The sequence below is a fragment of the Nocardiopsis sp. ATB16-24 genome, from assembly GCF_030271535.1.
Lineage (GTDB): Bacteria > Actinomycetota > Actinomycetes > Streptosporangiales > Streptosporangiaceae > Nocardiopsis.
Genome location: NZ_JASCXJ010000009.1, coordinates 163,522 through 185,552, shown reverse-complemented (window position 1 = coordinate 185,552; position 22,031 = coordinate 163,522). Strand labels below are relative to the sequence as shown.

The following is a 22,031-nucleotide window of genomic DNA, read 5'->3' as shown; positions in this document are numbered from 1 at the left end:
CGCTGTGTCAGGCGCCGTTCGCGCGCGCCCGCGCGGGAGCGGGACGCGGCTCGCCGTCAGCGGGGCGTGTTCCCCGGACGGAGTCGATGGTGGAGGCGTAGCGCTGGGCCGTCAGCTCGGCCACGGCCCTCCAGGTGAAGCGTTCCTGGACCCGGCGCCACGCGGCGGCGCCCATCCGCTCGCGTTCGGAGGCGTCGTCGAGCAGGGCGGCGATGGCCTCGGACAGGGCCTCGGGGTCGCCCGGTGGGACGAGGCGACCCGCGTCGGAGTCTGTGCCCACGACCTCGGGCAGGGCCCCGGCGTGGCTGGCCACCAAGGGGGTGGCGCAGGCCATGGCCTCCACCGCGGGCAGGGAGAACCCCTCGTAGAAGGACGGGACCACCGCGACCTCGGCACTGGCGATGAGTTCGGCCAGGGCGGTGTCGTCGATGCCGCTCACGAACTCCACCCTGTCGCGCAGACTCAGTTCGTCCACGAGCCGGTCGGTGGGACCGCCCGGCTTGGGTTTGCTGACGATGGTCAGTGTGATGTCGCGCTCGGTGGCGAGCTTGGCCGCGGCGCGCAGCAGGACGGCCACACCCTTGAGGGGGCTGTCCGCGCTGGCGGTGCACACGATGCGACCGGGAACGCGTTCGAGCTCGGGTCGGGGACGGAAGTAGCGGGTGTCCACGCCCAGCGGGGTGACCTCCATGGTCGCCGGGTCGACGCCGAACTCACGGGCGATGTCGTCGGCGGAGGACCGGGAGGGGACGAGGATCGGATCGAGCCGTCGGGCCACGCGTGCCTGCATGCCCACGAAGCCGTACCAGCGGCGCTTGGAGAGCTTCTGTAGGCCGCGTGCCTCGGCCAGTTCGATCCTGCGATCCACGCTGATGGGGTGGTGGATGGTGGTCACCAGCGGAATTCCGGCGGCGCGTACGCCCAGCAGGCCCCACCCGAGGGTCTGGTTGTCGTGGACGACGTCGAAGTCGGACAGCCGGCGGCGGAGTTCGCGGTTGGCGCGCAGGGAGAAGGTGAGGGGTTCGGGGAACCCGGCGGTCCACATGGTGAGGACCTCCAGGACGTCGATCCAGTCGCGCCACTCCCGCAGGGGCGGGGTCACGAAGGGGGAGACGTCGTTGTAGAGGTCGAGGGAGGGGAGTTTCTCCAGGGTCACGCCCTCGTCCAGGACCGGGTAGGGCTGACCGGACAGCACGGTGACATCGTGTCCGAGGGCGGCCAGCTCCCGTGACAGGTGGCGCACGTACACACCCTGCCCGCCGACGTGTTGCTTGCTGCGGTAGGACAGCAGGGCCACGCGCAGGGGGCGCTCGGCGAAAGGCCGTGGGCTCGGTGTGGTGCCCGGCTGGGTCAAGAGTCCACCTCTTCGTTGGATCGCGGGCCCGGTCATCGCCGTTGTGAACGCGGGTGTGCTCGCCGCCGAGGACACGGGTGTGGTCACGTGTTCGCCTGTGACGGGTGCGCCCACATGTTACTCGGCAGTTGGGTGCGGGTCGGCGTCGGGCCGGTTGGTAAGGGATCCTACGTGGGGCCGTGCGCGCCGGTGGTGAGGGCCCGGCGGAGCCGACCTGCCTTCGACCGCAGAGGCGCCGGCCGGGTGCGGAGGGCCCGGGAGCGACCGCTCGCCGGAGGCGGATGGAGGGGGCGCTGTGTCGCTGTCCACCGGAGGACGGCCTGCGTGAATCAGACGAATATAGAACGAATTCTACAAAGCCGGTCAGGTGATCTGAAAACCTTCCCCTTCCTTTCGGATTGCTCCTACCACGTCGGGTAATGAGGCGCGATTCATGGGTACGGGAAACTGCGTGGGAGGAGAAAGGTTGGATAACGTGTTCTCATAACGGCCGCCGTCCCTGCCGGATGTCGGTCACCACGACGGGGCTCAGTGTCGCGAGGAACGGACAGCGCGGCCTGACGACGAAGGGAAGATCCGGTGGCGGTGCAGGCGGCGAGCGGAACGATGTCGCGAAGTCAGACCCAGCGCCGCAAGCGCATCGTGCAGACCGCGGCCGCCTTGGCCGTGCGCGGCGGGGTCGACGCCATGCAGATGCGCTCGGTCGCCGAACGCGCCGGGGTCGCCCTGGGGACCCTCTATCGCTACTTCCCCTCCAAGATGGACCTGGTCGTGGCGGTGGTCACCGAGGAGTTGGACCTCTTGGAGGGCGGTATCGTCCGCCGTCCGCCCACGGCGGACACCGCCGCCGGGCGCGCTGTGGACGTGCTGCTGCGCGCCACTCTCGGCCTTATGCGCGAGCCCGAGTTGGCCGACGCGTTGGTGCGCTCGCTCATCACCGCCGAGGTCAGGATCGAGTTGGACACGCGCATCTGCGACCTGGTGTGGCGTGTGGCGACGGACGACCTGACGAACCTCCCCGTGGGGGAGGAGGTGTCGGACGCGCCGGTGGACCGCGACAGCACCGGTTACGTTCTGATCGGCTCGCTCATCAGTGTGTGGATCTTCGAGCTGGTCGAGGTGCTCAAGGGCCACCGTGACGTGGACGAGGTGGAGCGGCGGTTGCACATCACCGCCGAGCGGCTGCTCGCCTCCTTCTAGAGGAGCGTCGGTCCTCAGCCGTCGCCGAAGAGCATCTTCAGCAGCCCGTTGAGCAGACTTCCGCGGTCGCCGTCGCCGGACCCCTCCCCGCCTTCCTCCGGTGGGTCCACGGGAACGCCCTCGTCGTCGGGCGTGTCCTCGCCGGATCCCTCGGAACCCTCCTCCGGTCGGTCACCGGCCACGGGAGGGGCCGTGTCCTCGGGGAGGGGGGAGGGGGCGGCCCCACCCGTCGCCGGGGTCTGTTCGACGTCCTGTCGGGGATCGGGGTCCGTGGTGGCCTCGTGCGTCGGCTCGGAAGGTGGGGCGGCGGCGTCGTCGGTGGTCGCTTCCGCCTCCTGGCGGCTGTCGGAGGCGGTCGCGACGGCCTCCGGCGCCGGGTTCGGGGTGGTGTGCCCGGCCTGGTCGGGGCCGGTGCCGATGACGGTGGAGGGGCCGCCCACCGCACTCGCCCACGACCACAGGCCCACCGCCAGCACGACCGTGGCCAGGCCGGAGACGGCCGGCAGGGGCCAACGGCGCGGGGAGGTCCTTCCGTCTTCGTCGGGCACGGACTCGGTGCCGGCCAGTTCGGCGACCATCTCCTCGCGCAGGGGATGGTCGTGTGTGGTCACCCGGTCGCCGGGCGGGACACGAGGCGGCGGCGGGGGACCGGTGTCCGGGGTCCGGGTCGCCTCCCGGGGCGCACCGGCGGCGCGGGCACGGTGGATCGGATAGCCCTCGCCGGTGAGCGGGTGCATCCGCGCGACGAGACGCTCACGGATCGCGGCCAGTTCGGGGTCCAAACAGGTCCGTACGACCCGTTCGCGCAGGCCGGGCGGTGGCCCGGGAGGACGCAGCAGTGACAGCGCCGAGGAGACGCGTTCGATCTGGGCACGCCGACCTCCCGGAGGCAGGAGTGTGGAGGACACGTGTTCCTGCTCGGGCGTCGAGGCCCCGGCCGGGGAGGGAGGCGCACCCTCGGACGCGCCGCCGGCGTCCTCTCCGTCCGGATGCCGGGACGTGTCGTCGAGGGACTCCTCCGCCAGGCTCTCCGCCGCGCGCCGGATCGCCGAACGGGACAGTTCCCCGCATATCTGGGAGTCCAGGCCCAGCACGCGCGCGACCGCCGACGGGGGCAGGGCGTGCCGCAGGTTCAACTCGACCAGTTCGCGATGGCTGGCCGGTAACCGGGCGAACATGCGGGCCACCGGCTCCTCGGCGGCCACCGTCGCCAATCGGGTGTAGGGGCTCACGTGCGCGAGGCCCCGTCTTTGGCACGCGGAGCGGACCAGGGCGTACAACCAGGGGCCGCGGTCGGCCGGATCGGCGCGCCGCTCCTCCAGGAACACACCCGCGACCAGGCCGTCGTGGACGGCCTCGGCCACCTGCTCGCCCTCACCCAGGAGAGACCAGGCATAGCGGTACAGCGGCGGTGCGAAGGCGTCATAGAGCGCTTCGATCGCCGTCGGCTCGTCTCCTTCAGGACCTCTGGTCACGATTCTCCCCCCGCTTTTCCCGTGACGGTAGCGACGGGAGCCTTGGCGCGTGGGGGAAACGTCTACCTGTAGCCCGAAGGTAAGACTTCTGTAACCTGTCGCCCGGCGGCTTCGGGGACGCCGGGCGACAGGCTCTACTCCCCGCCCCGTGAAGGCGAGCCGATGGCGACCATCCGCTCGACGGAGCGGCGGGCGCGCTCGGCGGTCGCGGTGTCCACGGTGATCTCGGTCGTGCCGAAGCGCAGCGCGTTCAACAGCTTGTCGGCGTCGATCATCTTCATGTAGTGGCACTCGGCGCGCGAGTTGACCGCCTCGAACCGCGTGGTGGGGTTGGCGTTGCGCAACTGGTGCAGCATGCCGGTCTCGGTGGCGATGAGGACCTTCTTCGCGGTGGTGTTCTCCGCGGCGGTGAGCATGCCACCGGTGGAGAGGACCTTCACGCGCTCCTGCGGGACGACGCCGCTGCCCACGAGGTAGAGGGCGGAGGTGGCGCAGCCGCACTCGGGGTGGACGTAGACCTCGGCGTCGGGTTCGGCGGCGACTCGTTCGCGCAGGGTGTGGCCGTCGATGCCGGCGTGCACGTGGCACTCGCCCATCCACACGTGGATGTTCTCGCGTCCGGTGACGCGTTTGACGTGGGCGCCGAGGAACTGGTCGGGCAGGAAGAGGATCTCCTTGTCCTCGGGGATGGAGCGGATGACGTCGGCCGCGTTGGAGGAGGTGCAGCAGATGTCGGTCTCGGCCTTGACCGCGGCGGTGGTGTTGACGTAGGCGACCACGACCGCACCGGGGTGCTCGGCCTTCCAGGCGCGCACGTCCTCCGCGGTGATGGTGTCGGCCAGTGAGCACCCCGCGTTGGGGTCGGGCAGCAGGACCGTCTTCTCCGGGGCGAGGATCTTGGCGGTCTCGGCCATGAAGTGCACGCCGCAGAAGACGATGGTGCTCGCCTCGACGGTGGCGGCCAGGCGGGACAACGCCAGGGAGTCGCCGGTGTGGTGGGCGACGTCCTGGATTTCCGGGCGCTGGTAGTTGTGCGCGAGGATGACAGCGTCGCGCTCCTTGGCCAGACGGCGGACCTCGTCGGCCCATTCCTGCCTGGTCATGGTGTTCGCCGTAGCAGTGACCGGTGCCATGTCCAACTACTTCCTTGAGGCTGTGAGCACGCCGTACGGGCGCCGTGCCGGGGCGGGGCAGTGCGGGTGAACAGGTTTTTGTCTGTCAGGCACAAACCTGATGCAGCCTAACATGACGGAGAACGGAAAGGAGAAGTTGGACATCCCTCAGAAAAACGGGCATGCCGCGGAGCCCGTCTGTGCCGCGGTCGATCACGCGGAGCTCTCGGTGCACGAGGCTCTCGCCGTCGTGCTCCAGATCCGTGCGGGAGAACTCTCGGTACTCCTGTGGCGTAGGGCCCTTCCGCCCTGCGAAGGCGCATGGGCGCTGCCCGGTGGCCGGCTCGGTCCGAAGGAGGATCTGGGCGGATCCATCCGGCGACAACTCGCCCAGAAGGTGGACGTGAGGGATCTGTCACACCTGGAACAACTGGAGACCCGCAGCGATCCCGATCGTGTGCCCCGGCGCCGCACCCTGGCCACCGCCTACCTGGGGCTGGTGCCGGCCGACGTCGACCCGGCCGTGCCGGAGGACACCGACTGGCACCCGGCCTCCCGGTTGCCGACCATGGCCTTCGACCACGCCTCCATCGTCCGCTCCGGACGCCGACGGCTACGCGCCAAACTCAGCTACACCAACGTGGGGTTCGCGCTCGCGCCGCCGGAGTTCACCATGTCGCAACTGTCGGGCTACTACCGGGCGGCACTGGGCCATGACGTGACCGCCACCAACCTACGCCGGGTGCTCCTGCGTCGAGGACAGATCGAGGAGACGGGTCGCTCGGTACCCTCCGGACGCTCCGGCGGACGTCCCGCGGCGCTGTTCCGCTTCCGCGAGCGCGGCCTACAGATCACCGACGCCTTCGCCGTGCTGCGCCCGCCCGGTTGACCCCGGCCCGGCCGGAGGGCCGGGGGACCGCCACGGGCTCCTTGTACACTCCCTGACCGTGGCAATTCGTACTGTGGTGTTCGACGTGGGCGAGACCCTCGTGGACGAGACCCGGATCTTCGCGCGCTGGGCCGATCGCTTCGGCATCCCGCACATGGCCTTCTTCGGCACCATCGGTGGTGTGATCGCCACCGGGGGCACCATCACCGACGCCTTCCGGCTGTTGGTGCCGGGGTTCGACCTCGCGGCCGAGAGCGCCCGTTGGCGGGCCGAGGACCCCGACGGAGAGCGCGAGCACTTCGGTGAACGCGACCTCTACCCCGACGTGCGCCCCGCCTTCAAGGCCATGCGCGAGGCGGGCCTGTCCTTGGTCATCGCCGGCAACCAGCCGCCCGAGGCAGGACCCACCCTCACCGCCATGGACCTGGGAGTCGACGGCATCGGCATCTCCGATGACTGGGGGGTGGCCAAACCCTCTCCGGAGTTCTTCGAGCGGGTGCTGGGTCTGGCCAGGGCCACCCGTCCCGACGTCGCCGCCGAGGAGATCCTCTACGTGGGCGACCGTGTCGACAACGACGTCCTGCCCGCCCGTCGTGCGGGGATGCGCACCGCTCTGCTGCGTCGGGGCGTCCACGGTCATCTCCACGCGGCCGGAGAGGACGCGGCGCACGCCGACGTGGTCCTCGACGACCTGCACCAACTCGTCGACTGGATCGCACGCCAAGGCTGAGCGGGTTCGATCGCGGATGACGGCCCGGCTCCCGGGAGGTCGCGTTACGGTCACGGTCCACGTCGTACGGTTTGCCCCACCCCTCCACGGGTAGCGTGCGTTCGGCCTTTCCCTTCCCTCACCGAACCCGTCCCCCGGTTCCCCGAATAGAGACGACCCGTCCCATGATCACGTTCGAGGGCGCCGCCAAGCTCTATCCCGATGGCACGGTGGCCGTCGACGACCTGAACCTGACCGTCGAGACCGGACAGACCACGGTCTTCGTCGGTCCCTCCGGCAGCGGCAAGACCACGTCGCTGCGGATGGTCAACCGCATGGTCGAGCCGACCCGTGGCACCGTCCTCATCGACGGTGAGGACGTGCGCCGGCGCGACCCCGCGGCGCTGCGCCGCTCCATCGGCTACGTCATCCAGCAGGCCGGCCTCTTCCCGCACCGCACCGTGCGCGACAACATCGCCACCGTCCCCCTGTTGCTGGGGTGGGGCCGGGCCCGCGCCCGGGCCCGGGCCACCGAGCTGATGGAACTGGTGGGTCTGGAACCCTCCCAGGCCAGGCGTTACCCCCATCAGCTCTCCGGTGGCCAACAGCAGCGCGTCGGTGTCGCCCGCGCCCTGGCCGCCGATCCGCCCGTCCTGCTCATGGACGAGCCCTTCAGCGCCGTGGACCCCGTCGTGCGCGCCGGGCTCCAGGACGAACTCCTGCGGTTGCAGCAGGAGCTGCGCAAGACCATCGTCTTCGTCACCCACGACATCGACGAGGCGGTGCGTCTGGGCGACCGCATCGCCGTCTTCCGACCCGGTGGCCGTCTGGCCCAGTACGACAGCCCCGAACGCCTGCTCGCCGAGCCGTGCGACGCCTTCGTCGAATCCTTCGTCGGCTACGACCGGGGGGTGCGGCGCCTGTCGTTCTTCCCCGCCAGGGAGTTGTCCCTGCGAGAGGACGTCGTCTTCGAGGACGCCACCGGCGCGGACAGGGCGGCCGAGGCCCTGCGCGGCGAGAACGAGCCGTGGGCGCTGGTGGTCTCCGCCGACCGCCTGCCCCTGGGCTGGGCCGCCGCCGCCCAACTCGACCGTGCGCCCGCGGGCACCGCGCTCGGCGCGCTCGACCTCGCCCCCTACGGCCACACCTTCGACGTCGCCACCGACTCCCTGCGCGCGGCCCTGGACGCCGCGGTGCTCTCACCCGCGGGACGCGCGGTCGGTGTCGACACCGACGGCCGGGTGGTCGGCGTGGTCTCCCAGGAGGACCTGGGCACGGCTCTGTGGTCGGTGACCACGTGATCTTTGACGCCTGGGACTGGATCGTGCGCGTCACCGACTGGGGCGTGGCCAACTGGAGCCACCCGGGCGAACCCGACCGCGGGATCCTGCCCCGGCTCCTCCAGCACATGCGGCTGTCCTACCTCTCCATCCTCCTCGGGTTGGCGGTGGCCCTGCCGATGGGGCTGGCGTGCGCACGTTGGAAGCGCCTGTACCCGCCGGTCCTGACCGGTGTGAACGTGCTCTACGCGGTGCCCTCCATCGCGCTGTTCTTCCTCATGCTGCCCTACACGGGGTTCAGCGACTGGACGGCCATCGTGCCGCTGGCCCTGTACACCCTGGTGATCCTGCTGCCCAACGTGGTGGACGGACTGCGCCAGGTCCCCGACCACGTCCGCCAGGCCGCGGTGGCCATGGGCTTCGGTCAGCTGCGCCGTCTGGTGCAGGTGGAGATGCCCGTGGCCGTGCCGGTGATCATCGCCGGACTCAGGGTGGCGTCGGTGGCCACCATCAGCATGGTCAGTGTGGCCTCCCTGGTGGGGCTGGGGGGCCTGGGCCAGCTCATCCTCAGCGACGGGTTCCGCCGTCAGTTCGACGCACCCATCGTCGTGGGCATCGTGCTCACCGTCGTGTTGGCCCTGGTCACCGACGCCGCGCTCGTGATCCTCCAGCGCCTGCTCACCCCCTGGTCGCGTCGGGACGGAGGCGGGCCCTCGCGCGGGGACCGCCCGGCGGTCGTGCCCTCCGGAGCCGTCGCGGCGGCCGGAGGTCCCGAGTCCGCGAACACCGTCGGGGCCTCCTCCACGGGCGGGGAGGCGGTCGAGACGGGCCCGGGGAACACGAGGGGGAAGGAGCGGACATGGAGATCCTGAACGACCTGTTCGCCTGGTTCGCCGACCCGGCCCAGTGGACCGGGAGCTCGGGGATCCCCGCGCGGATGGGCGAACACGTCTACTACTCGCTTCTCGGCCTGTTGTGGTCGGCCGCCATCGCCATCCCCCTCGGCCTGCTCACCGGGCACACGGGGGTGGGCGGGTTCCTCACCGCCAGTCTCGCCAACCTCGCGCGCGCCCTGCCCACCATCGGCGTGCTGTTCCTCATCGTGCTGGCCGCCGGGATCGGACTCGTGCCGGTTCTGTGCGCGCTGGTGGCGCTCGCCGTCCCCCCGATCCTCGTCAACACCCATGAAGGGGTCCGCGGGGTCGAGCCCCGGCTGCGGGACGCCGCGTTCGGCATGGGCATGCGCGGCCACCAGGTGCTGCTGCGCCTCGAACTCCCGGTGGCCGTCCCGCTCATCCTCCTCGGAGCGCGCACCGCGGCCGTCCAGGTGGTGGCGACCGCGACCATCGCCGCGTACGTGGGGGTGGGCGGCCTGGGCCGCTACATCGTCGACGGCCAGGCCCGCCAGGACCTGACCATGATGCTGGCCGGATCGCTGCTGGTGGTGCTGCTCGCGGTCCTGACCACGTTGCTGTTCGCCGGGTTGCGACGCCTCCTGGTCGCACCCGGGTTGCGCGCCGAGGCCGCGGCGGTCCGCTGAGGCGGGACGGCCCCATTCGTCCACGAAGGTATCCCCAAGAGAAGGTTCTCCATCATGCACATCAGACCGGCCCTCGTCGGGCTCCCCCTGGCGGCCCTGATCCTGACCGCGTGCGGCGGCAGCGACCCCTACGACGAGGGGGGCGAGGACACCGCCCCGGGTTCCGTCGTCATCGGTTCCGCGGACTTCCCCGAGTCCACGCTGCTCGCCGAGATCTACGGTCGGGCGATGGAGGCCGAGGGGGTGGACGTCACCTACCAGCTCAACATCGGCAGCCGCGAGGTCTACTACTCCCAGATCGAGTCGGGGAACCTGTCGGTCTTCCCCGAGTACAACGGCGCGATCCTGGCCTATCTCGACGCCGAGGCGCCCACCGGGAGCGGTGAGGAGACCAACGAGCGTGTCGTCGAGGCGCTGCCAGAGGGACTGGAGATCCTGGACTCCTCCGGTGCCGAGAACAAGGATTCGGTCACGGTCACGAGGGAGACCGCCGAGAAGCACGACCTCGGCAGCCTGGAGGATCTGGCCGCCGTCGCCGGCGAACTGACCCTGGGAGGTCCGCCGGAGTTCGAGACCCGACAGCAGGGAGTGGTGGGCCTGGAGGAGGTCTACGGCGTGGAGTTCGGTGAGTTCCGTTCGCTGGAGGTGGCGCTGTTGACCCAGGCGCTCCTGGCCGACGACATCCAGGCCGCGAACCTGTTCACCACCGATCCGCAGATCGCGGTGGAGGACTTCGTGGTCCTGGAGGACCCCGAGAACCTCTTCGGCGCACAGAACATCACCCCGCTGGTCAACAGCGAGCAGGTGGACGACACGGCCCGTGCCGCCCTGAACGCGGTCTCGGCCGCACTCACCACCGAGGCGCTGACCGAGCTCAACGAGCGCGTGGTCGTCCAGAACGAGAACGCGGCCGACGTCGCACGGGAATGGCTGGAGCAGGAGGGCCTGGCCTGACGTGGAGGCCCTGTCCCGGCTCCGGGACAGGGCCTCCACGGTCGTGGGGCGCGGCGCCGTGGAGCGTTCGCGCGTGGGGTGCGGCCAGGGGAGGTCTCACCCCAACGAGTGGTAACGCCCCGACCGGCGGGCCAGGGCCCCACCCGTGCCCTTGACCTCGGGCAGGCCGACCACGTCGGCGAAGAACACGACGTGGTCGCCCACCCGCACGCTCTGGCGCACGGAGCACTCCAACGCGGCCAGGCAGTCGTCCAGCACGATGGCCCGTGTCCGCTCGCCCCTGTGGTGGGCCTGGTCGGTGACCAGCAGACGGGCACTGGGACGCCCCTCCGCGGCGAAACGTCCCGCCAACACCCGCTGGCCGCCGCTCAGCACGTTCACGACGAAGGCCCCGGTCTCCTCGACGACCTCGGCCATGTAGCCGCTGGAGTCCAGACTCACCGACACCACCGGTGGATCCGCCGACACCGAGCCGAACGCCGTCACGGTGGCCCCCACGTCGTCACGGCCGTCGGCGACGGTCACCACGGTCACACCGACCGGCAACAGGGCCATCGCCTCCAGGTACGGGCCGATCAACGGACCTCCCAGTTCCCGGGCATCATCAGCGGTCCCCCCACGGGCAGACCCATGGCCACGGCCACGTGCTGGAGGGGACCCCAGGCACCGAGCGCGGTCTGCGGGCCCGAGGCGCCCAGGTCCTCGCTCGACTCGTGCGGGCGGATCCGGTCCAGGGGGTGCGTGTGGGGGAAGGAACGCAGGGGCAGTGGTCCTGCGTCCGCCTTCTCCCTGGCCAGCCGCACGGCCGTCTCCAGTCCGCCCAAGGCGTCCACCAACCCGCGTTCGTGCGCGTCCCTGCCGGTCCACACCCGCCCCCGGGCCACCTCGTCCACCTGCTCACGGGTCATGTTCCGCGCGCGGGCGACCTTGGCGGTGAAGTCCTCGTAGACCTCGTCCAGGAGCGCGTTGACCCGCTCCCACTCGGACTCGGTGAACGGCCGTTCGGTGTCGAACATGCCCGCGTGCTCGCCGGTGCTCACCGAGTCGCTGGTCACCCCGTACCGTTCTAGCAGTGAGCCCAGGACCGGTTTGCCGGTGAGCACGCCGATGGAACCGGTGAGCGTGCCCGGCTGCGCCACGATGGCGTCCGACCCCAGCGTCACGTAGTAGCCGCCCGATCCGGCGATGTCGCCCATCGCCGCGATCACGGGGGTGCCCGCCTGGCTGGTCAGCTCGCTCTCCCTGCGGATCGCGTCGGAGGCGGTGGGAGAGCCGCCCCGGCTGTCCACGCGGAACACGACCGCCTTGACCTGTGGATCCTTGCGCGCGGCCCGGAAGGCCGCGGACACGGTGTCCGAGCCCATGACGGTGCCGCCGCCCAGGGGGGAACGTCGGGTCCGGCCCAGGCTGATCGTCCCGGTGGCCGAGATCAACGCGATGTACCCCGGGCCGCCCGCGATCCGGGGACGCGGGGGCGGGGTGTGCCTACGGTGGTAGCGGGTGACGAACTGTAGCCGGGGCTCCACGGACCGGCCTTTGCCCGTGCCACCGTCGCCGCGCCCCTCGTTCCGCACCTGTTCGAACAGCTCCGCGTACACCTCGTCCCGGTAGGCCAGTCGGTCGACCAGGCCCTCCGTGACCGACTCGCCCGCCAGGAACGGACCGCGCGAGACCAACGCGCGCACCCTCTCCTCGGTCAGACCGCGCGCCTCGGCGATCGCCTCCACCATCTGGTCGCCCAATGAGGTCACGATCCGGTCGGAGGCCTCGCGCTGGGCGTCGGTGTATCCGGTCTCGGTGACGCTGTTCAGGGCGTTCTTGTACTCGTGTCGCCTCCCCACCTCGTAGGTGACGTCCAGCTTGTCCAGGGCACCCTTGACGAAGGTCGTGCGCATGATCAGGCCGGTCAGACCGAGCAGCCCGGTGGGCGCCATCACCACGCGTGAGAACGCGCAGGCCAGGTAGTAGGGCAGGTTGCCCACGCCGCTCTCCCCGAAGGAGTCGGCCCAGGCCACGGCCGGCTTGCCCGTCGAACGGAAGTCGGCGACGGCGTGGCGCAGTTCCTGGACCTTGGCGAAGCCCATCGAACGGGCGTCGACCCGGACCACCAGCGCCGCCACCCGTGGGTCGCGCGCGCCTCGGCGGATGCCTTCGAGAACATCCAGGTAGTGCTGTTTGCGTCGATTCATGAGCTGGCTGACCGGGTCTCCCGGGGCCTCGTCGGCGACCCCTTCGGTCAGGTCCAGCTCCAGGACCAGCGGCCCATGGGAGCGCTGACGGGTGAGGGACAGAGGTTGCGTGATCTTCGCGAGGTCCACCATGGGCCCAGATTAGTGGCCGTCGTGGCCGGGTCGTCGGACGCTTCCCCGGGTCGTCGGGACGGTGTTCCCGGTTCGGGGAGTGGGGCCCGTGGCGTCCGACGGGTCCGGAACGCGGGGGGATCCACCGGTGCGCGAGGTGTGTCGGCAAGCGCTAGGGTCAACGGTGTTTCGGTCACATGGGACGCACGAGAGGGACAGGGCATGGCGGGCATCCACGGGCGGCGGCGGTGGGTACGCGGGCTGCGTGCCGCGACGGGAGCGGCCGCGGCACTCGTACTCCTGGGCGCCTGCTCCGGCGGGGACGACGGGGCGGAGGTCGAACTGGAGCGCGGGGAGAGCGGCATTCTCCCGGCGGCGCAGCCCCCGGCTCCGGAGGAGTTCGGCACCGAGAGCATCGAGGGCGTGTCCATCGAGGTTCCCGACGACTGGGAGGTCCAGACCCAGGACGGCGTGCTGTGCGTGAGTCCACCCGGGCAGGCGGCCTGCGCCTACGGCTCGGTGCACCTGATCCCGCGCGCGGCGGAGCGCAACCCCAAGGACTGGCCCTCCAAGGGCGACGCCTTCAGCAAGGACGACGGCTGGGCGGACGACACCGGCAGTTGCCGCAGTCTCAACACCTCCGCCTCCGGGGGGATCGGTGTGGACGAAGCGGAGCTGACCGTCACCAACAGCTTCACCGAACACGCCGACGGCCTCAAATCGCACCACGCGGTGTGGAAGGTGACGTGCGTCAACGACGACACCTTCGAGGTGCGTATGTGGTTCCTGCCCATCAGTGACGTCCTGCTGTACGTGTGGTCGGCCGACTCCCAGTACTCCGCGGTCTATGACGAGATCGCCCTGTCCATGGACACCACTGAGTACCAGAACTGACCCGACCGCCCCGCTCACGCGACGTCGGTCCGGTCGAATGACGATCGAGGTGTCCCACGGTCCCGTGAGGCCGTAGGGTCGTAGTCGTCACGAAACCGTTCGCGCGGGAGCCGCCGCGTGGACGGTGACAATGGAGACACGGCGTGAGGCGGGGGTGCAGCACTGGTGACCAACATCGGAGCGGCGGGACAGGTGAGGCAGTACACGTTGGACAACGGGTTGCGTCTGGTGACCGCGCCGGCCTCCACCGGCCAGGTCGCCGCCGTGAACCTGTGGTACGGCGTGGGTTCGCGACACGAGGTTCCCGGACGCACGGGTTTCGCTCACCTGTTCGAGCACCTGATGTTCCAGGGCAGCGGCAACGTCGCCAAGGGCGAGCACTTCGAGGAGGTCGAAAGGCTCGGTGGCGACATCAACGCCTCCACCTCCTCCGACCGCACGAACTACTACGAGACGGTTCCCGAGCACGCCCTGGACCGCATCCTGTGGCTGGAGGCGGACCGGCTGGAGACCCTGCGCGAGGGCATGACCCAGGAGGTCCTGGACAACCAGCGCGACGTGGTCAAGAACGAGCGCCGTCAGCGTTACGACAACCAGCCCTACGGCACCGCCCTGGAGCGCATCCTGCGTCTGGCCTACCCCGAGGGACACCCCTACCACCACCCGACCATCGGTTCCATGGCGGACCTGGACGCGGCCGACCTCGACTACGTCAAGTCCTTCCACAAGGCCCACTACGGTCCGGACAACTGCGTGCTCACCGTGGTCAGCGGCCTGGACTCCGAGGACGTCCTGGCCCGTGTGGAGAAGTTCTTCGGTCCCCTCCCCGCCCGTGAGACCGTCGCCAAGGCCCCGGACGCCTCACTGCCCGAACCGATGGGCGGGCCCCTGCGCGACTCGACCACCGGGAACGTTCCCGCGGCCGGAGTCTTCATCGGCTTCCGGGTCCCTCCCTACGGCACACGCGAATTCGACGTCATGCACCTGGCCTCGGCCGTCCTCGGCCAGGGGCAGGGCAGTCGCCTGTACCGTTCCCTGGTGGTGGAGCGCCCCATCGCCGCCGACGACGGCGGATCCGCCTCCGACATCCTGGCGTTCCGCTACACCGACAGCCTCATGCTGGTGAACATGCTCGCCAGGGAGGGGGTCGGCGGCGACGTGCTGGAGGCGGCCATGCGCGAGGAGATCGCCGAACTCGCCTCCGGGATCACCGCGGAGGAGCTCGACCGGGCCCGCGCCGTCCTGGAGCGCGACCACTTGCAGTCCATCTCCAGCCCCTCCGGACTCGCCGACACCATCAGCAGCTGCACCCAGCTGTTCGACGACCCCGAGCTCGCCTACACCTGGCCGCGCAGGTGGGACGACATCACCGCGGAGGAGGTGCGGGCCACCGCGGAGCGCCTCCTGGTCGACGACAACCTGCTCGTCGTGCGTTTCGACCCCGAGGAGCCCCAGGCCTCCGAGGCCGACGAGGCCGCCACCGCACCGGAGACCTCCGGAGCCTGACGCCTCAGCACCGTCCCCGGTCCCGTTACCCGCAAGCCTCAGAAAGAGCCGCAGAGCATGCCGCAGACTCGCCCGGACCTCGGTACCGCAGCGCCTTACACCTTTCCCAAGCCCCGCCGACTCACCGTCGGCGGGGGCACGGTCGTGGCCATCGACGTGCCCGGCCAACAGCTCGTCTCCCTCCGCCTGGTGCATCCCCACGGCGGCGCCGCCGAGCCGCTCGACGCGATGGGCGTCGGCGTGCTCACCAGCGAGGTCCTGGAGGACGGGCCCGACGGTAACAGCTCCCTGGCGCCGGCCCTGGAGCGCCACGGAGCCGAATGGGTCTCCCGCGTCAGCTGGGACGCCTTCATCACCGGTCTGGACGCTCCCGCCAACCGTCTCGACGAGGCGGTGCGCCTCTTCTCCGAGGCGGTGCGTCGCCCGGCGCTGGCCCCCGACGACATCCTCCGCCGCCGTGAGCAGCTTCTGGAACGGTTCTGGCTGGAGGCCGCCTCGGCCGGCACCTTGGCCATGCGCAGTCTGGGCGGGCAGTTGTTCACCGGCCGCTACGCCACGCCCCTCGCCGGTGGCCCGGTGAAGCTGGCCGATGTCACGCCCGAGACCGTGGCGGCCTTCCACGCCGACTCCATCGCCTCCGTGGCCGGAACCCTGGTGGTCGTCGGCGACCTCACCGGGGTCGACCTGGAGGAGCTGGCCAAGACCGTGTTCGGTGACGCCGCGGCGGTGACCGCGGACGAACCCTCCGAGCCCGCGCCGCCCCCCGGTGAGCTGCCTCGGGTCCTGATCGTGGACCGCCCGGGGTCGGTCCAGTCGGCCCTGGTCATCGCGCACCGCGCACCCTCGCGCAGCCAGGTGGACCTGCCGCGCGCCGAGGGCATCAGCGAGGTCCTGGGCGGCATGTTCACCTCACGGCTCAACCTGGAACTGCGCGAGCGTCTCGGCTACACCTACGGCGCCGGCTCCCGCTTCGACCTGCGCCGTGACAGCGGGGTGTTCTTCATGTCCACCCAGGTGGAGGCGGACACCACCGCGCACTCCATCACCTCCTCGCTGGAGCAGGTCACCGAACTGCGCGAGTCCGGGGTCACGGAGGAGGAACTGACCGCCGTGCGGGAGTCCAACACGGTGGGCCTCCCGGTCGGTTACGCGACGGCACGGGCGCTGGCGGGCGCCTTGGTCGACATGGTCGTGCACGACCTGCCCGAGGACCACGTGGACCGCACCCGGGCCGGGTACGAAAGGCTCACCAAGGAATCCCTGGACAGCGCCGCCGTGGAGTACCTCCGTCCCGACGAGTCGGTGGTCGTGGTCGTCGGTGACGCCGAACGTCTGCGCGGGCCGATCACCGACACCGGGGTCGGCCCGGTCGAGGTGCGCTCAGCGGACTCCCTCTGGTCCTGAGAGCCCGGGTGTGCGGACCCGGTGTCCGCACACCCGGCTCCCCTGGACCGTGGGAAATCTTTCGATGTGACCTACGTCACTGCATGTGAGGGCTTTCGTCGGACATAACGAAAGCGAACCTATGTGCTCGTGATATGGCAACCACCAGCATGGACCCGGCGTCCTGCTGGTATAACGAGTGATCCGTGCACCTACGTGGTGACAGCGACCGCAATGCTCCGCAGGAGGCCACCATGGCCGGCGAATGGACCCGTGGATAACCGTGTCCTCCCTAGATAACCCCCACACGCAACGTCCTGAGACGTCGCGCTCTTCGACGAACCCGAAGGACTCCGGTGCGGCCGCCACCGGAGCCGGTCGCCTGCTCAAGGGGCGCTACCAGTTGGTGTCGGAGATCGCCCGGGGCGGTGTCGGTACCGTGTGGCGAGCCACGGACCTGGTCATCGACCGGGAGGTGGCCGTCAAGGAGTTGCGTCTGCCCGCGGACCTGAGCCGCTCGGAGCGCGAGTCGCTCCTCCAGCGCACCACCCGTGAGGCCCGTGTCGCCGGACGCCTGGTCCACCCCAGCCTGGTCACCGTGCTGGACGTCGTGGACGAGGACGACCGTCCCTGGATCGTCATGGAGTTGGTGGAGGCCTCCACCCTGGAACAACTCATCCAGGTGGGCGGTCCTTTGCCCTACCAGCGTGTGGCCGAGATCGGTCTACAGCTCATCGACGCCCTCAAGGTCGCGCACAACGAGGGCATCGTGCATCGCGATGTCAAGCCCGACAACGTGATGATCAGCCAGAGCGGGCGGGTGGTACTGACCGACTTCGGTCTGGCCGCCTGGAACGGCGAGTCGGCGTTGAGCGCCTCGGGTCGCATCATCGGCTCCCCGGCCTACATCCCACCGGAGCGGGCCAAGGCGGGCCCGGTCGGTCCGGAGTCGGACCTGTGGTCCTTGGGCGCCACGCTCTACACGGCCGTGCAGGGACACCCGCCCTACGACCGCAAGGGCTACATCAAGATCCTGCGTCAGGAGCAGTTGGACGAACCGGCCGAGGCCACCAACGCCGGTCCCCTGGCCCCGGTGCTGGCCGGACTGCTGAGGGTCGAGCCGGCGGAGAGGCTGACCGCCGAGAACGCCACCAAGATGTTGCGGATCGCGGCGTTGGCCCCGTGGGCACCGAGGACGAGCGGGGAGACGACCGCCCAGGGCGCGGAAGCGCCCACCGAGCCCCGGACCCAGGACGGTGAGGAGCGCGAGTCGGCCCGTGAACACTTCAAGGCGGGTGCGCACGTACTGGCGGAGTCCATCAACGAGCGGCTGCGCAACAGTCCCGAGGCGATGAACTCGATCATGACCTCCATCCGTGAGTCCACGGACACGCTGGGGCTGACCAGTTCGGGCAAGCACGCCGAGAAGAGCCGTATGCCGGTGATCGCGGTCGCGGCGGTGGCCCTGGGCGTGGTGTTGTTGCTGGCCGTCATGCTCTGGGCGCTGTTGGGGCGCTAGGAGCCCGCGAAGACCGAAGGCCCGCCACCCGTTCGGCTTTGGGTGGCGGGCCTTGTCCGTGCGTCGCCCCGCACGGGTCGAAGTAGGGCCGGCGGGATTCGAACCCGCACTGTACAGCACCTAAAGCTGCCGTCTCCTGCCAGTTGGACTACGGCCCCTTTCCCGGACAACTCTACCGGTGTTCGGGCCGGGCCCGTCCGCTCGGTCGCGCTTTGGCTCCCGTGCGGCCGGGCCCCGAGCCGGCTCAGAGAGACAGTTCCCGCTTGATGCGGTCGACGTGGCCGGTGGCCTTCACGTTGTAGAAGGCCTTCTCCACCTTGCCGTCGGCACCGACGATGACCGTGGAGCGGATGACGCCCTGTACGGTCCGGCCATAGTTCTTCTTCTCCCCGAAGGCGCCGTAGGCGCGCAGGGTCTCCTTCTCCGGGTCGCCGAGCAGAGTGAAGGTGAGACCCTCCTTGTCCCGGAAACGGGCGAGCTTGTCGGTGGTGTCGGGGGAGACTCCGAGCACGGTGAACCCGGCGGCGTCGAACTCACGCAGGTTGTCGCGGAAGTCGCAGGCCTGGGTGGTGCATCCCGGGGTCATGGCCGCGGGGTAGAAGTACAGCACGACGCGTTTGCCGGTGGAGGCGAGCAGTGCGCTGAGGGTGACGGGCTTGCCGTCGGCGTCGTGGAGGGTGAAGTCGGGCGCCTGGTCGCCGGGCTCCAGGAGGATCGGGTCGCTCACGTGGTGTTCCCCTTCGGTTCTTCGGCGGTGCGTGCCGCTCCGCCGTCTCACAGCGCTTCTCACCCTAGCCACTTCCACCGATGCCCCGTGGTTCGACGGATCGGGGGGTGTGCCAGGCTGTGAGGTGCGATCTTCGGTTGCGATTGCGGTTCGTTTCGTCCGCATCGGGAGTGATCAAAGACGTGATCACCTATTGTTGACCGCACTTGGCCTATCGACCGGCTCCGGAAGGCGTTCGTCGCTCGCACCGGGACGCCGAGCCGTCGGCGGTGCCCGGAGCCCGCGGGCCGGAACACATCCGCTTCGCTGTGGGGAGTAGTGGCGACGATGCCTGGATTCACACTCGACGAGGTCAGGGCTCGGACGCTCAAGGAGCGCGACTCCTGGTGGACGGTCTACCTCGTGGACCCGATCGCGATCCGGCTCGTGCGCCTCATCGCCAACCGGACCTCGCTCACCCCCAACCAGTTGACGGTGGTGGCGCTCTTCCTCGGGCTCGGTGCCGCCGTCTGCTTCGCCCTCGGCTACCGCCAGTTCCTGGCCCTGGGAGCGGTGCTGTACTTCCTGTGCTTCCTCGTGGACTGCGTGGACGGAAAACTGGCCCGGCTCACCGCGTCCGAGTCGTTGTTCGGGGCGTGGATGGACTATGTCTCCGACCGGTTCCGGGTGTTGGTGTGCGCGGTCGCCCTCATGGGCGGTCAGTACGTCGTGGCCGCGAACGACACGGGCAGTGGTCCGGTGTGGCTGGTGTGGCTGGCACTGGCCGTGGTGTTCCTGGACATGCTGCGCTACCTCAACGCCCTTCAGGTCTACAAGGTGCGCCGTGAGATGCGCTCGCACCTGGCCGCGGCCCTGGAGCGGGCCCGCGCGACCCTGTCCATGCTGGAACCGGAGGAGGACGACACGGGGTCGGCCACCGGTGGGGGCGGTCGCACGATGAGCGACGGCGGCGAACAGGCCGTGCTGCGTCACGGTATCGGGGTGCTGGAGCAGATCCTGCACAGCCAGAACGAACGCGAGACGCGCAACCAGCGCACGGCGGGAAAACAGCCCGACCTCACCCTGCCCAAGGTGGACCTGCACCAGGAGTTCCGAGACCGTTTCCCCTGGTATCAGCGGTTCTGGGCGGCTCTCAACGCCCGACGGATACGCACCCACCTCGTGGGCGGCATCGAGTTCCAGATGGCGGTGTTCGTCATCGCTCCTCTGGCCGTCGCGATCTTCGCCATGCCGTCCCTGATTGGGTGGATCACTGCCGTTACAGGCGTTTTGCTCCTCGCCTTCGAGATCGCCATCATCTATAAACTGTGGTTGTCCACGCGGGACTTCTTCCGTGTGGTCGACGGAATCGACAGCGCGCTGAGGTTCACCGGTCCGTCCGACGGCGCGGAGGAGAAGAGCCGGGACACCGGCTCGGACACGGGATCCCAGACGAGCCTGCGCTAGTGGAGAGAGGCACCCATGACGGGACGCGACACCGAACCGCGCCAGACCCCTGCGGAGATCGAGGCCGAGATCAACCGCGAGCAGCGGCTTCTCGCCGAGACCCTGGAGCAGTTGAGTGTGCGGGCCCGGCCCTCCAACATCGCCCGGCGTCAGATGGAGCGGGCCCGGGAGAGGGGCGCACGCATCGTCGACGAGGCACGCGCCCTGGTCGTGGGCGGCGGCGCGGTGCGCGTACAGAGCCACCTCGTGGAGCCCCCGGAGGGCAGCATCGTCCTCAAGGGCGATGACGAGGTCGTCACCACCTACCAGACGCGTGGCCAACTCCCTCCCGAGGCGCTGATCCTGGCGGCCGGTGTCGGAGTGGTCATCGCCGTGGGCGTGGTGGCCTGGGCGGTGCGTCGCAGGAGGTAAGGGCACAAAGGTGATGGGGCTCGCGTTCGCGGGCCCCATCGTCGTCTCCGGGCGGCCGGGTGTCGGGTGCTCAGAGGAACGTCCGGCCCTCACCTCGGTAGGTGGGCACACGCCCCTCGTAGGTTCCGGTGTCGGAGTCGATCAGGTGCAGGCTGTCGAAGCGTTCGCACAGTTCCCCCGCCTTGGCGTGGCGCATCCAGACCCTGTCACCGATGGCGAGTGCGTCCGCGGCGGTGCCCAGCAGGGGCGTCTGCACTTCTCCGGCGCCCTCGTTGGCGCTGTAGGAGAGCCCCGCGGGCAGATGGGGCAGGGGGGCGCGGTGGACGTCCACGGGCCCGGACGCGGGATAGCCGCCGCCGAGGGCGGTGACCGATCCGGGGCCGGGGCGACGGACCACCGGGAGCGCGAACAGCGCGGCGGGACGGCCGTCGAAGGAACGGTAGTGGTCGAACAGATGCGGATGGTAGAGCCCCGAACCCGCCGCCAGTTCGGTCACGGCCCTCTCCCTCGCGGTGGTGTGCAGGCTGCCGGTGCCGCCGCCGTTGACGAAGCGAAGCCCGGTGACCTCCCTGACCGCGTCCACGATCGCGGCTCTGCGCCGGGCCAGCTCCACGGCGGAACGGCGCTGTACGACCCGTAGGAGACGTCCGTAGAGGGGTCTGCCGGGCGGGGCGTCGCCGACCCCGGCGATCTGTCCCTCGTAGGCCATGACACCGTCCAGTTCCAGCTCCGGCCGGGTCGTGACGGCCCTGGCGAGGGCGGCGGCCTGCGCGGGGGTCCGTACGGGGGAGCGGTAGGTGCCCACACGGGCGCGCGGCCCCAGTGGCTGCCAGCTGGTGTCGATGTCCACACACACCCGGACCGGTGGCGCTTCGGGGCCGCGTGCGTCGGCGGCCTCGGCGACCGCGGCGCCGATCAGGTCCAGATGGGTGGGATCGTCCACCATCAGGGTGATGGCGCGGACCGCGACGGGGTCGCGTACCAGGCGGGCCAGGGCCTTCCTGTCGACGGTGGGATAGGCCACGAGGACGTCGTCGCTCACGGGGTCCTCACCGGTGGCCAGCCAGAGGGCCTCGGGCAGGGTGAAGGCCATGATCCCCGCGTAGCCGGGCACGGCGAGGACGGTGCGCAACAGGTCACGGCTGCGCACGGACTTGCTGGCGACACGGATGGGTTTGCCTTGGGCCCGACCGACCAGGGCGGCCGCGTTGGCGCGCAGGGCGGCCAGATCGACCACGGCGAAGGGGGCGTCGAGTCCGCGGGTGGCGGCCTCGTAGGTCTCGCGCAGGCTTGTCATGCCTTGAGAATGCCAGAACGTGAATGTTATTCATA

General features: G+C 70.1%; 20 protein-coding genes and 1 tRNA gene. 13 read left to right on the top strand and 8 right to left on the bottom strand.

The features are described 5' to 3' along the window. Window positions 1-7: 7 nt before the first annotated feature. Complete coding sequence (locus PFX91_RS12580; protein ID WP_285731689.1) at window positions 8-1,354, bottom strand: glycosyltransferase family 4 protein; 1,347 nt, start codon at window positions 1,352-1,354, stop codon at window positions 8-10. Between the two features lie 579 nt (window positions 1,355-1,933). On the opposite strand from PFX91_RS12580, the gene PFX91_RS12575 reads away from it, so the two are divergent. Beyond that, window positions 1,934-2,554: a TetR family transcriptional regulator gene (locus tag PFX91_RS12575; protein ID WP_285731688.1), complete on the top strand. Its 621-nt coding sequence runs from the start codon at window positions 1,934-1,936 to the stop codon at window positions 2,552-2,554. A gap of 14 nt (window positions 2,555-2,568) precedes the next feature. Here the strand turns inward: PFX91_RS12575 and PFX91_RS12570 are convergent, their stop codons facing one another. Continuing rightward, complete coding sequence (locus PFX91_RS12570) at window positions 2,569-4,029, bottom strand: RNA polymerase sigma factor (protein ID WP_285731687.1); 1,461 nt, start codon at window positions 4,027-4,029, stop codon at window positions 2,569-2,571. Window positions 4,030-4,163: 134 nt separating this feature from the next. Then, window positions 4,164-5,162 (bottom strand): quinolinate synthase NadA, encoded by a 999-nt coding sequence (nadA, locus tag PFX91_RS12565; RefSeq protein ID WP_285731686.1) that lies wholly within the window; start codon window positions 5,160-5,162, stop codon window positions 4,164-4,166. A gap of 136 nt (window positions 5,163-5,298) precedes the next feature. On the opposite strand from nadA, the gene PFX91_RS12560 reads away from it, so the two are divergent. The 6 genes from PFX91_RS12560 to PFX91_RS12535 all read left to right on the top strand — a co-directional run bounded on the left by PFX91_RS12560 (window position 5,299) and on the right by PFX91_RS12535 (window position 10,513). Then, window positions 5,299-6,030, top strand: a complete 732-nt coding sequence (locus tag PFX91_RS12560) for an NUDIX hydrolase (RefSeq protein WP_502888315.1) — start codon at window positions 5,299-5,301, stop codon at window positions 6,028-6,030. A 58-nt stretch (window positions 6,031-6,088) separates the two neighbouring features. Next, entirely contained in the window at window positions 6,089-6,760 is a 672-nt protein-coding gene (locus PFX91_RS12555; protein ID WP_285731684.1) for an HAD family hydrolase, read from the top strand. Between the two features lie 164 nt (window positions 6,761-6,924). After that, window positions 6,925-8,040, top strand: a complete 1,116-nt coding sequence (locus tag PFX91_RS12550) for an ABC transporter ATP-binding protein (protein WP_285731683.1) — start codon at window positions 6,925-6,927, stop codon at window positions 8,038-8,040. Further along, window positions 8,040-8,891 carry an ABC transporter permease gene (locus tag PFX91_RS12545; protein ID WP_285731702.1) on the top strand — a complete coding sequence of 284 codons (852 nt, stop codon included), beginning with the start codon at window positions 8,040-8,042 and terminating at the stop codon, window positions 8,889-8,891. The genes PFX91_RS12550 and PFX91_RS12545 overlap by 1 nt, the downstream gene beginning before the upstream one ends. Further along, window positions 8,879-9,559: an ABC transporter permease gene (locus tag PFX91_RS12540; RefSeq protein WP_285731682.1), complete on the top strand. Its 681-nt coding sequence runs from the start codon at window positions 8,879-8,881 to the stop codon at window positions 9,557-9,559. The genes PFX91_RS12545 and PFX91_RS12540 overlap by 13 nt, the downstream gene beginning before the upstream one ends. 54 nt (window positions 9,560-9,613) lie before the next feature. Next, on the top strand, window positions 9,614-10,513 hold the full coding sequence (locus PFX91_RS12535; RefSeq protein WP_285731681.1) for an ABC transporter substrate-binding protein: 900 nt from the start codon (window positions 9,614-9,616) through the stop codon (window positions 10,511-10,513). 96 nt (window positions 10,514-10,609) lie between these two features. On the opposite strand, the gene PFX91_RS12530 is transcribed toward PFX91_RS12535, so the two are convergent. Further along, window positions 10,610-11,068, bottom strand: a complete 459-nt coding sequence (locus PFX91_RS12530; protein ID WP_285731701.1) for a flavin reductase family protein — start codon at window positions 11,066-11,068, stop codon at window positions 10,610-10,612. A 20-nt stretch (window positions 11,069-11,088) separates the two neighbouring features. Further along, the gene (sppA, locus tag PFX91_RS12525) at window positions 11,089-12,834 is read right to left on the bottom strand and encodes a signal peptide peptidase SppA (protein ID WP_285731680.1); all 1,746 of its coding nucleotides are present in this window, start codon (window positions 12,832-12,834) and stop codon (window positions 11,089-11,091) included. A 201-nt stretch (window positions 12,835-13,035) separates the two neighbouring features. Between sppA and PFX91_RS12520 the strand changes: the two genes are divergently transcribed. The 4 genes from PFX91_RS12520 to PFX91_RS12505 all read left to right on the top strand — a co-directional run bounded on the left by PFX91_RS12520 (window position 13,036) and on the right by PFX91_RS12505 (window position 18,115). Continuing rightward, complete coding sequence (locus tag PFX91_RS12520) at window positions 13,036-13,707, top strand: hypothetical protein (protein ID WP_285731679.1); 672 nt, start codon at window positions 13,036-13,038, stop codon at window positions 13,705-13,707. Window positions 13,708-13,872: 165 nt separating this feature from the next. Further along, entirely contained in the window at window positions 13,873-15,213 is a 1,341-nt protein-coding gene (locus tag PFX91_RS12515; RefSeq protein WP_285731678.1) for a M16 family metallopeptidase, read from the top strand. Between the two features lie 57 nt (window positions 15,214-15,270). Beyond that, window positions 15,271-16,617: a M16 family metallopeptidase gene (locus PFX91_RS12510; protein ID WP_285731677.1), complete on the top strand. Its 1,347-nt coding sequence runs from the start codon at window positions 15,271-15,273 to the stop codon at window positions 16,615-16,617. A gap of 244 nt (window positions 16,618-16,861) precedes the next feature. Continuing rightward, window positions 16,862-18,115 (top strand): serine/threonine-protein kinase, encoded by a 1,254-nt coding sequence (locus PFX91_RS12505; RefSeq protein ID WP_285731676.1) that lies wholly within the window; start codon window positions 16,862-16,864, stop codon window positions 18,113-18,115. A gap of 83 nt (window positions 18,116-18,198) precedes the next feature. On the opposite strand, the gene PFX91_RS12500 is transcribed toward PFX91_RS12505, so the two are convergent. Both PFX91_RS12500 and bcp read right to left on the bottom strand, forming a co-directional pair. Beyond that, window positions 18,199-18,273 (bottom strand) — tRNA-Leu (locus PFX91_RS12500). An 86-nt stretch (window positions 18,274-18,359) separates the two neighbouring features. Next, the gene (gene bcp / locus PFX91_RS12495) at window positions 18,360-18,842 is read right to left on the bottom strand and encodes a thioredoxin-dependent thiol peroxidase (protein WP_285731675.1); all 483 of its coding nucleotides are present in this window, start codon (window positions 18,840-18,842) and stop codon (window positions 18,360-18,362) included. A gap of 327 nt (window positions 18,843-19,169) precedes the next feature. Here bcp and PFX91_RS12490 point away from each other — a divergent pair, with 327 nt between their 5' ends. Beyond that, complete coding sequence (locus tag PFX91_RS12490; RefSeq protein WP_285731674.1) at window positions 19,170-20,288, top strand: CDP-alcohol phosphatidyltransferase family protein; 1,119 nt, start codon at window positions 19,170-19,172, stop codon at window positions 20,286-20,288. 15 nt (window positions 20,289-20,303) lie between these two features. Continuing rightward, window positions 20,304-20,699 carry a DUF3618 domain-containing protein gene (locus PFX91_RS12485; RefSeq protein WP_285731673.1) on the top strand — a complete coding sequence of 132 codons (396 nt, stop codon included), beginning with the start codon at window positions 20,304-20,306 and terminating at the stop codon, window positions 20,697-20,699. A 70-nt stretch (window positions 20,700-20,769) separates the two neighbouring features. Here the strand turns inward: PFX91_RS12485 and PFX91_RS12480 are convergent, their stop codons facing one another. Continuing rightward, on the bottom strand, window positions 20,770-21,996 hold the full coding sequence (locus tag PFX91_RS12480) for an alanine racemase (protein ID WP_285731672.1): 1,227 nt from the start codon (window positions 21,994-21,996) through the stop codon (window positions 20,770-20,772). Between the last annotated feature and the right edge of the window lie 35 nt (window positions 21,997-22,031).

What these genes read in the sequence shown, in the direction of transcription:
- PFX91_RS12540 (WP_285731682.1), top strand. Translation starts at nt 8,879, where the DNA reads ATGGAGATCCTGAACGACCTGTTCGCCTGGTTCGCCGACCCGGCCCAG.
- PFX91_RS12485 (WP_285731673.1), top strand. Translation starts at nt 20,304, where the DNA reads ATGACGGGACGCGACACCGAACCGCGCCAGACCCCTGCGGAGATCGAG.
- nadA (WP_285731686.1), bottom strand. Translation starts at nt 5,162, where the DNA reads ATGGCACCGGTCACTGCTACGGCGAACACCATGACCAGGCAGGAATGG.
- PFX91_RS12550 (WP_285731683.1), top strand. Translation starts at nt 6,925, where the DNA reads ATGATCACGTTCGAGGGCGCCGCCAAGCTCTATCCCGATGGCACGGTG.
- PFX91_RS12510 (WP_285731677.1), top strand. Translation starts at nt 15,271, where the DNA reads ATGCCGCAGACTCGCCCGGACCTCGGTACCGCAGCGCCTTACACCTTT.
- PFX91_RS12505 (WP_285731676.1), top strand. Translation starts at nt 16,862, where the DNA reads ATGGACCCGTGGATAACCGTGTCCTCCCTAGATAACCCCCACACGCAA.
- PFX91_RS12480 (WP_285731672.1), bottom strand. Translation starts at nt 21,996, where the DNA reads ATGACAAGCCTGCGCGAGACCTACGAGGCCGCCACCCGCGGACTCGAC.
- PFX91_RS12520 (WP_285731679.1), top strand. Translation starts at nt 13,036, where the DNA reads ATGGCGGGCATCCACGGGCGGCGGCGGTGGGTACGCGGGCTGCGTGCC.
- PFX91_RS12535 (WP_285731681.1), top strand. Translation starts at nt 9,614, where the DNA reads ATGCACATCAGACCGGCCCTCGTCGGGCTCCCCCTGGCGGCCCTGATC.
- PFX91_RS12490 (WP_285731674.1), top strand. Translation starts at nt 19,170, where the DNA reads ATGCCTGGATTCACACTCGACGAGGTCAGGGCTCGGACGCTCAAGGAG.
- PFX91_RS12530 (WP_285731701.1), bottom strand. Translation starts at nt 11,068, where the DNA reads ATGGCCCTGTTGCCGGTCGGTGTGACCGTGGTGACCGTCGCCGACGGC.
- sppA (WP_285731680.1), bottom strand. Translation starts at nt 12,834, where the DNA reads ATGGTGGACCTCGCGAAGATCACGCAACCTCTGTCCCTCACCCGTCAG.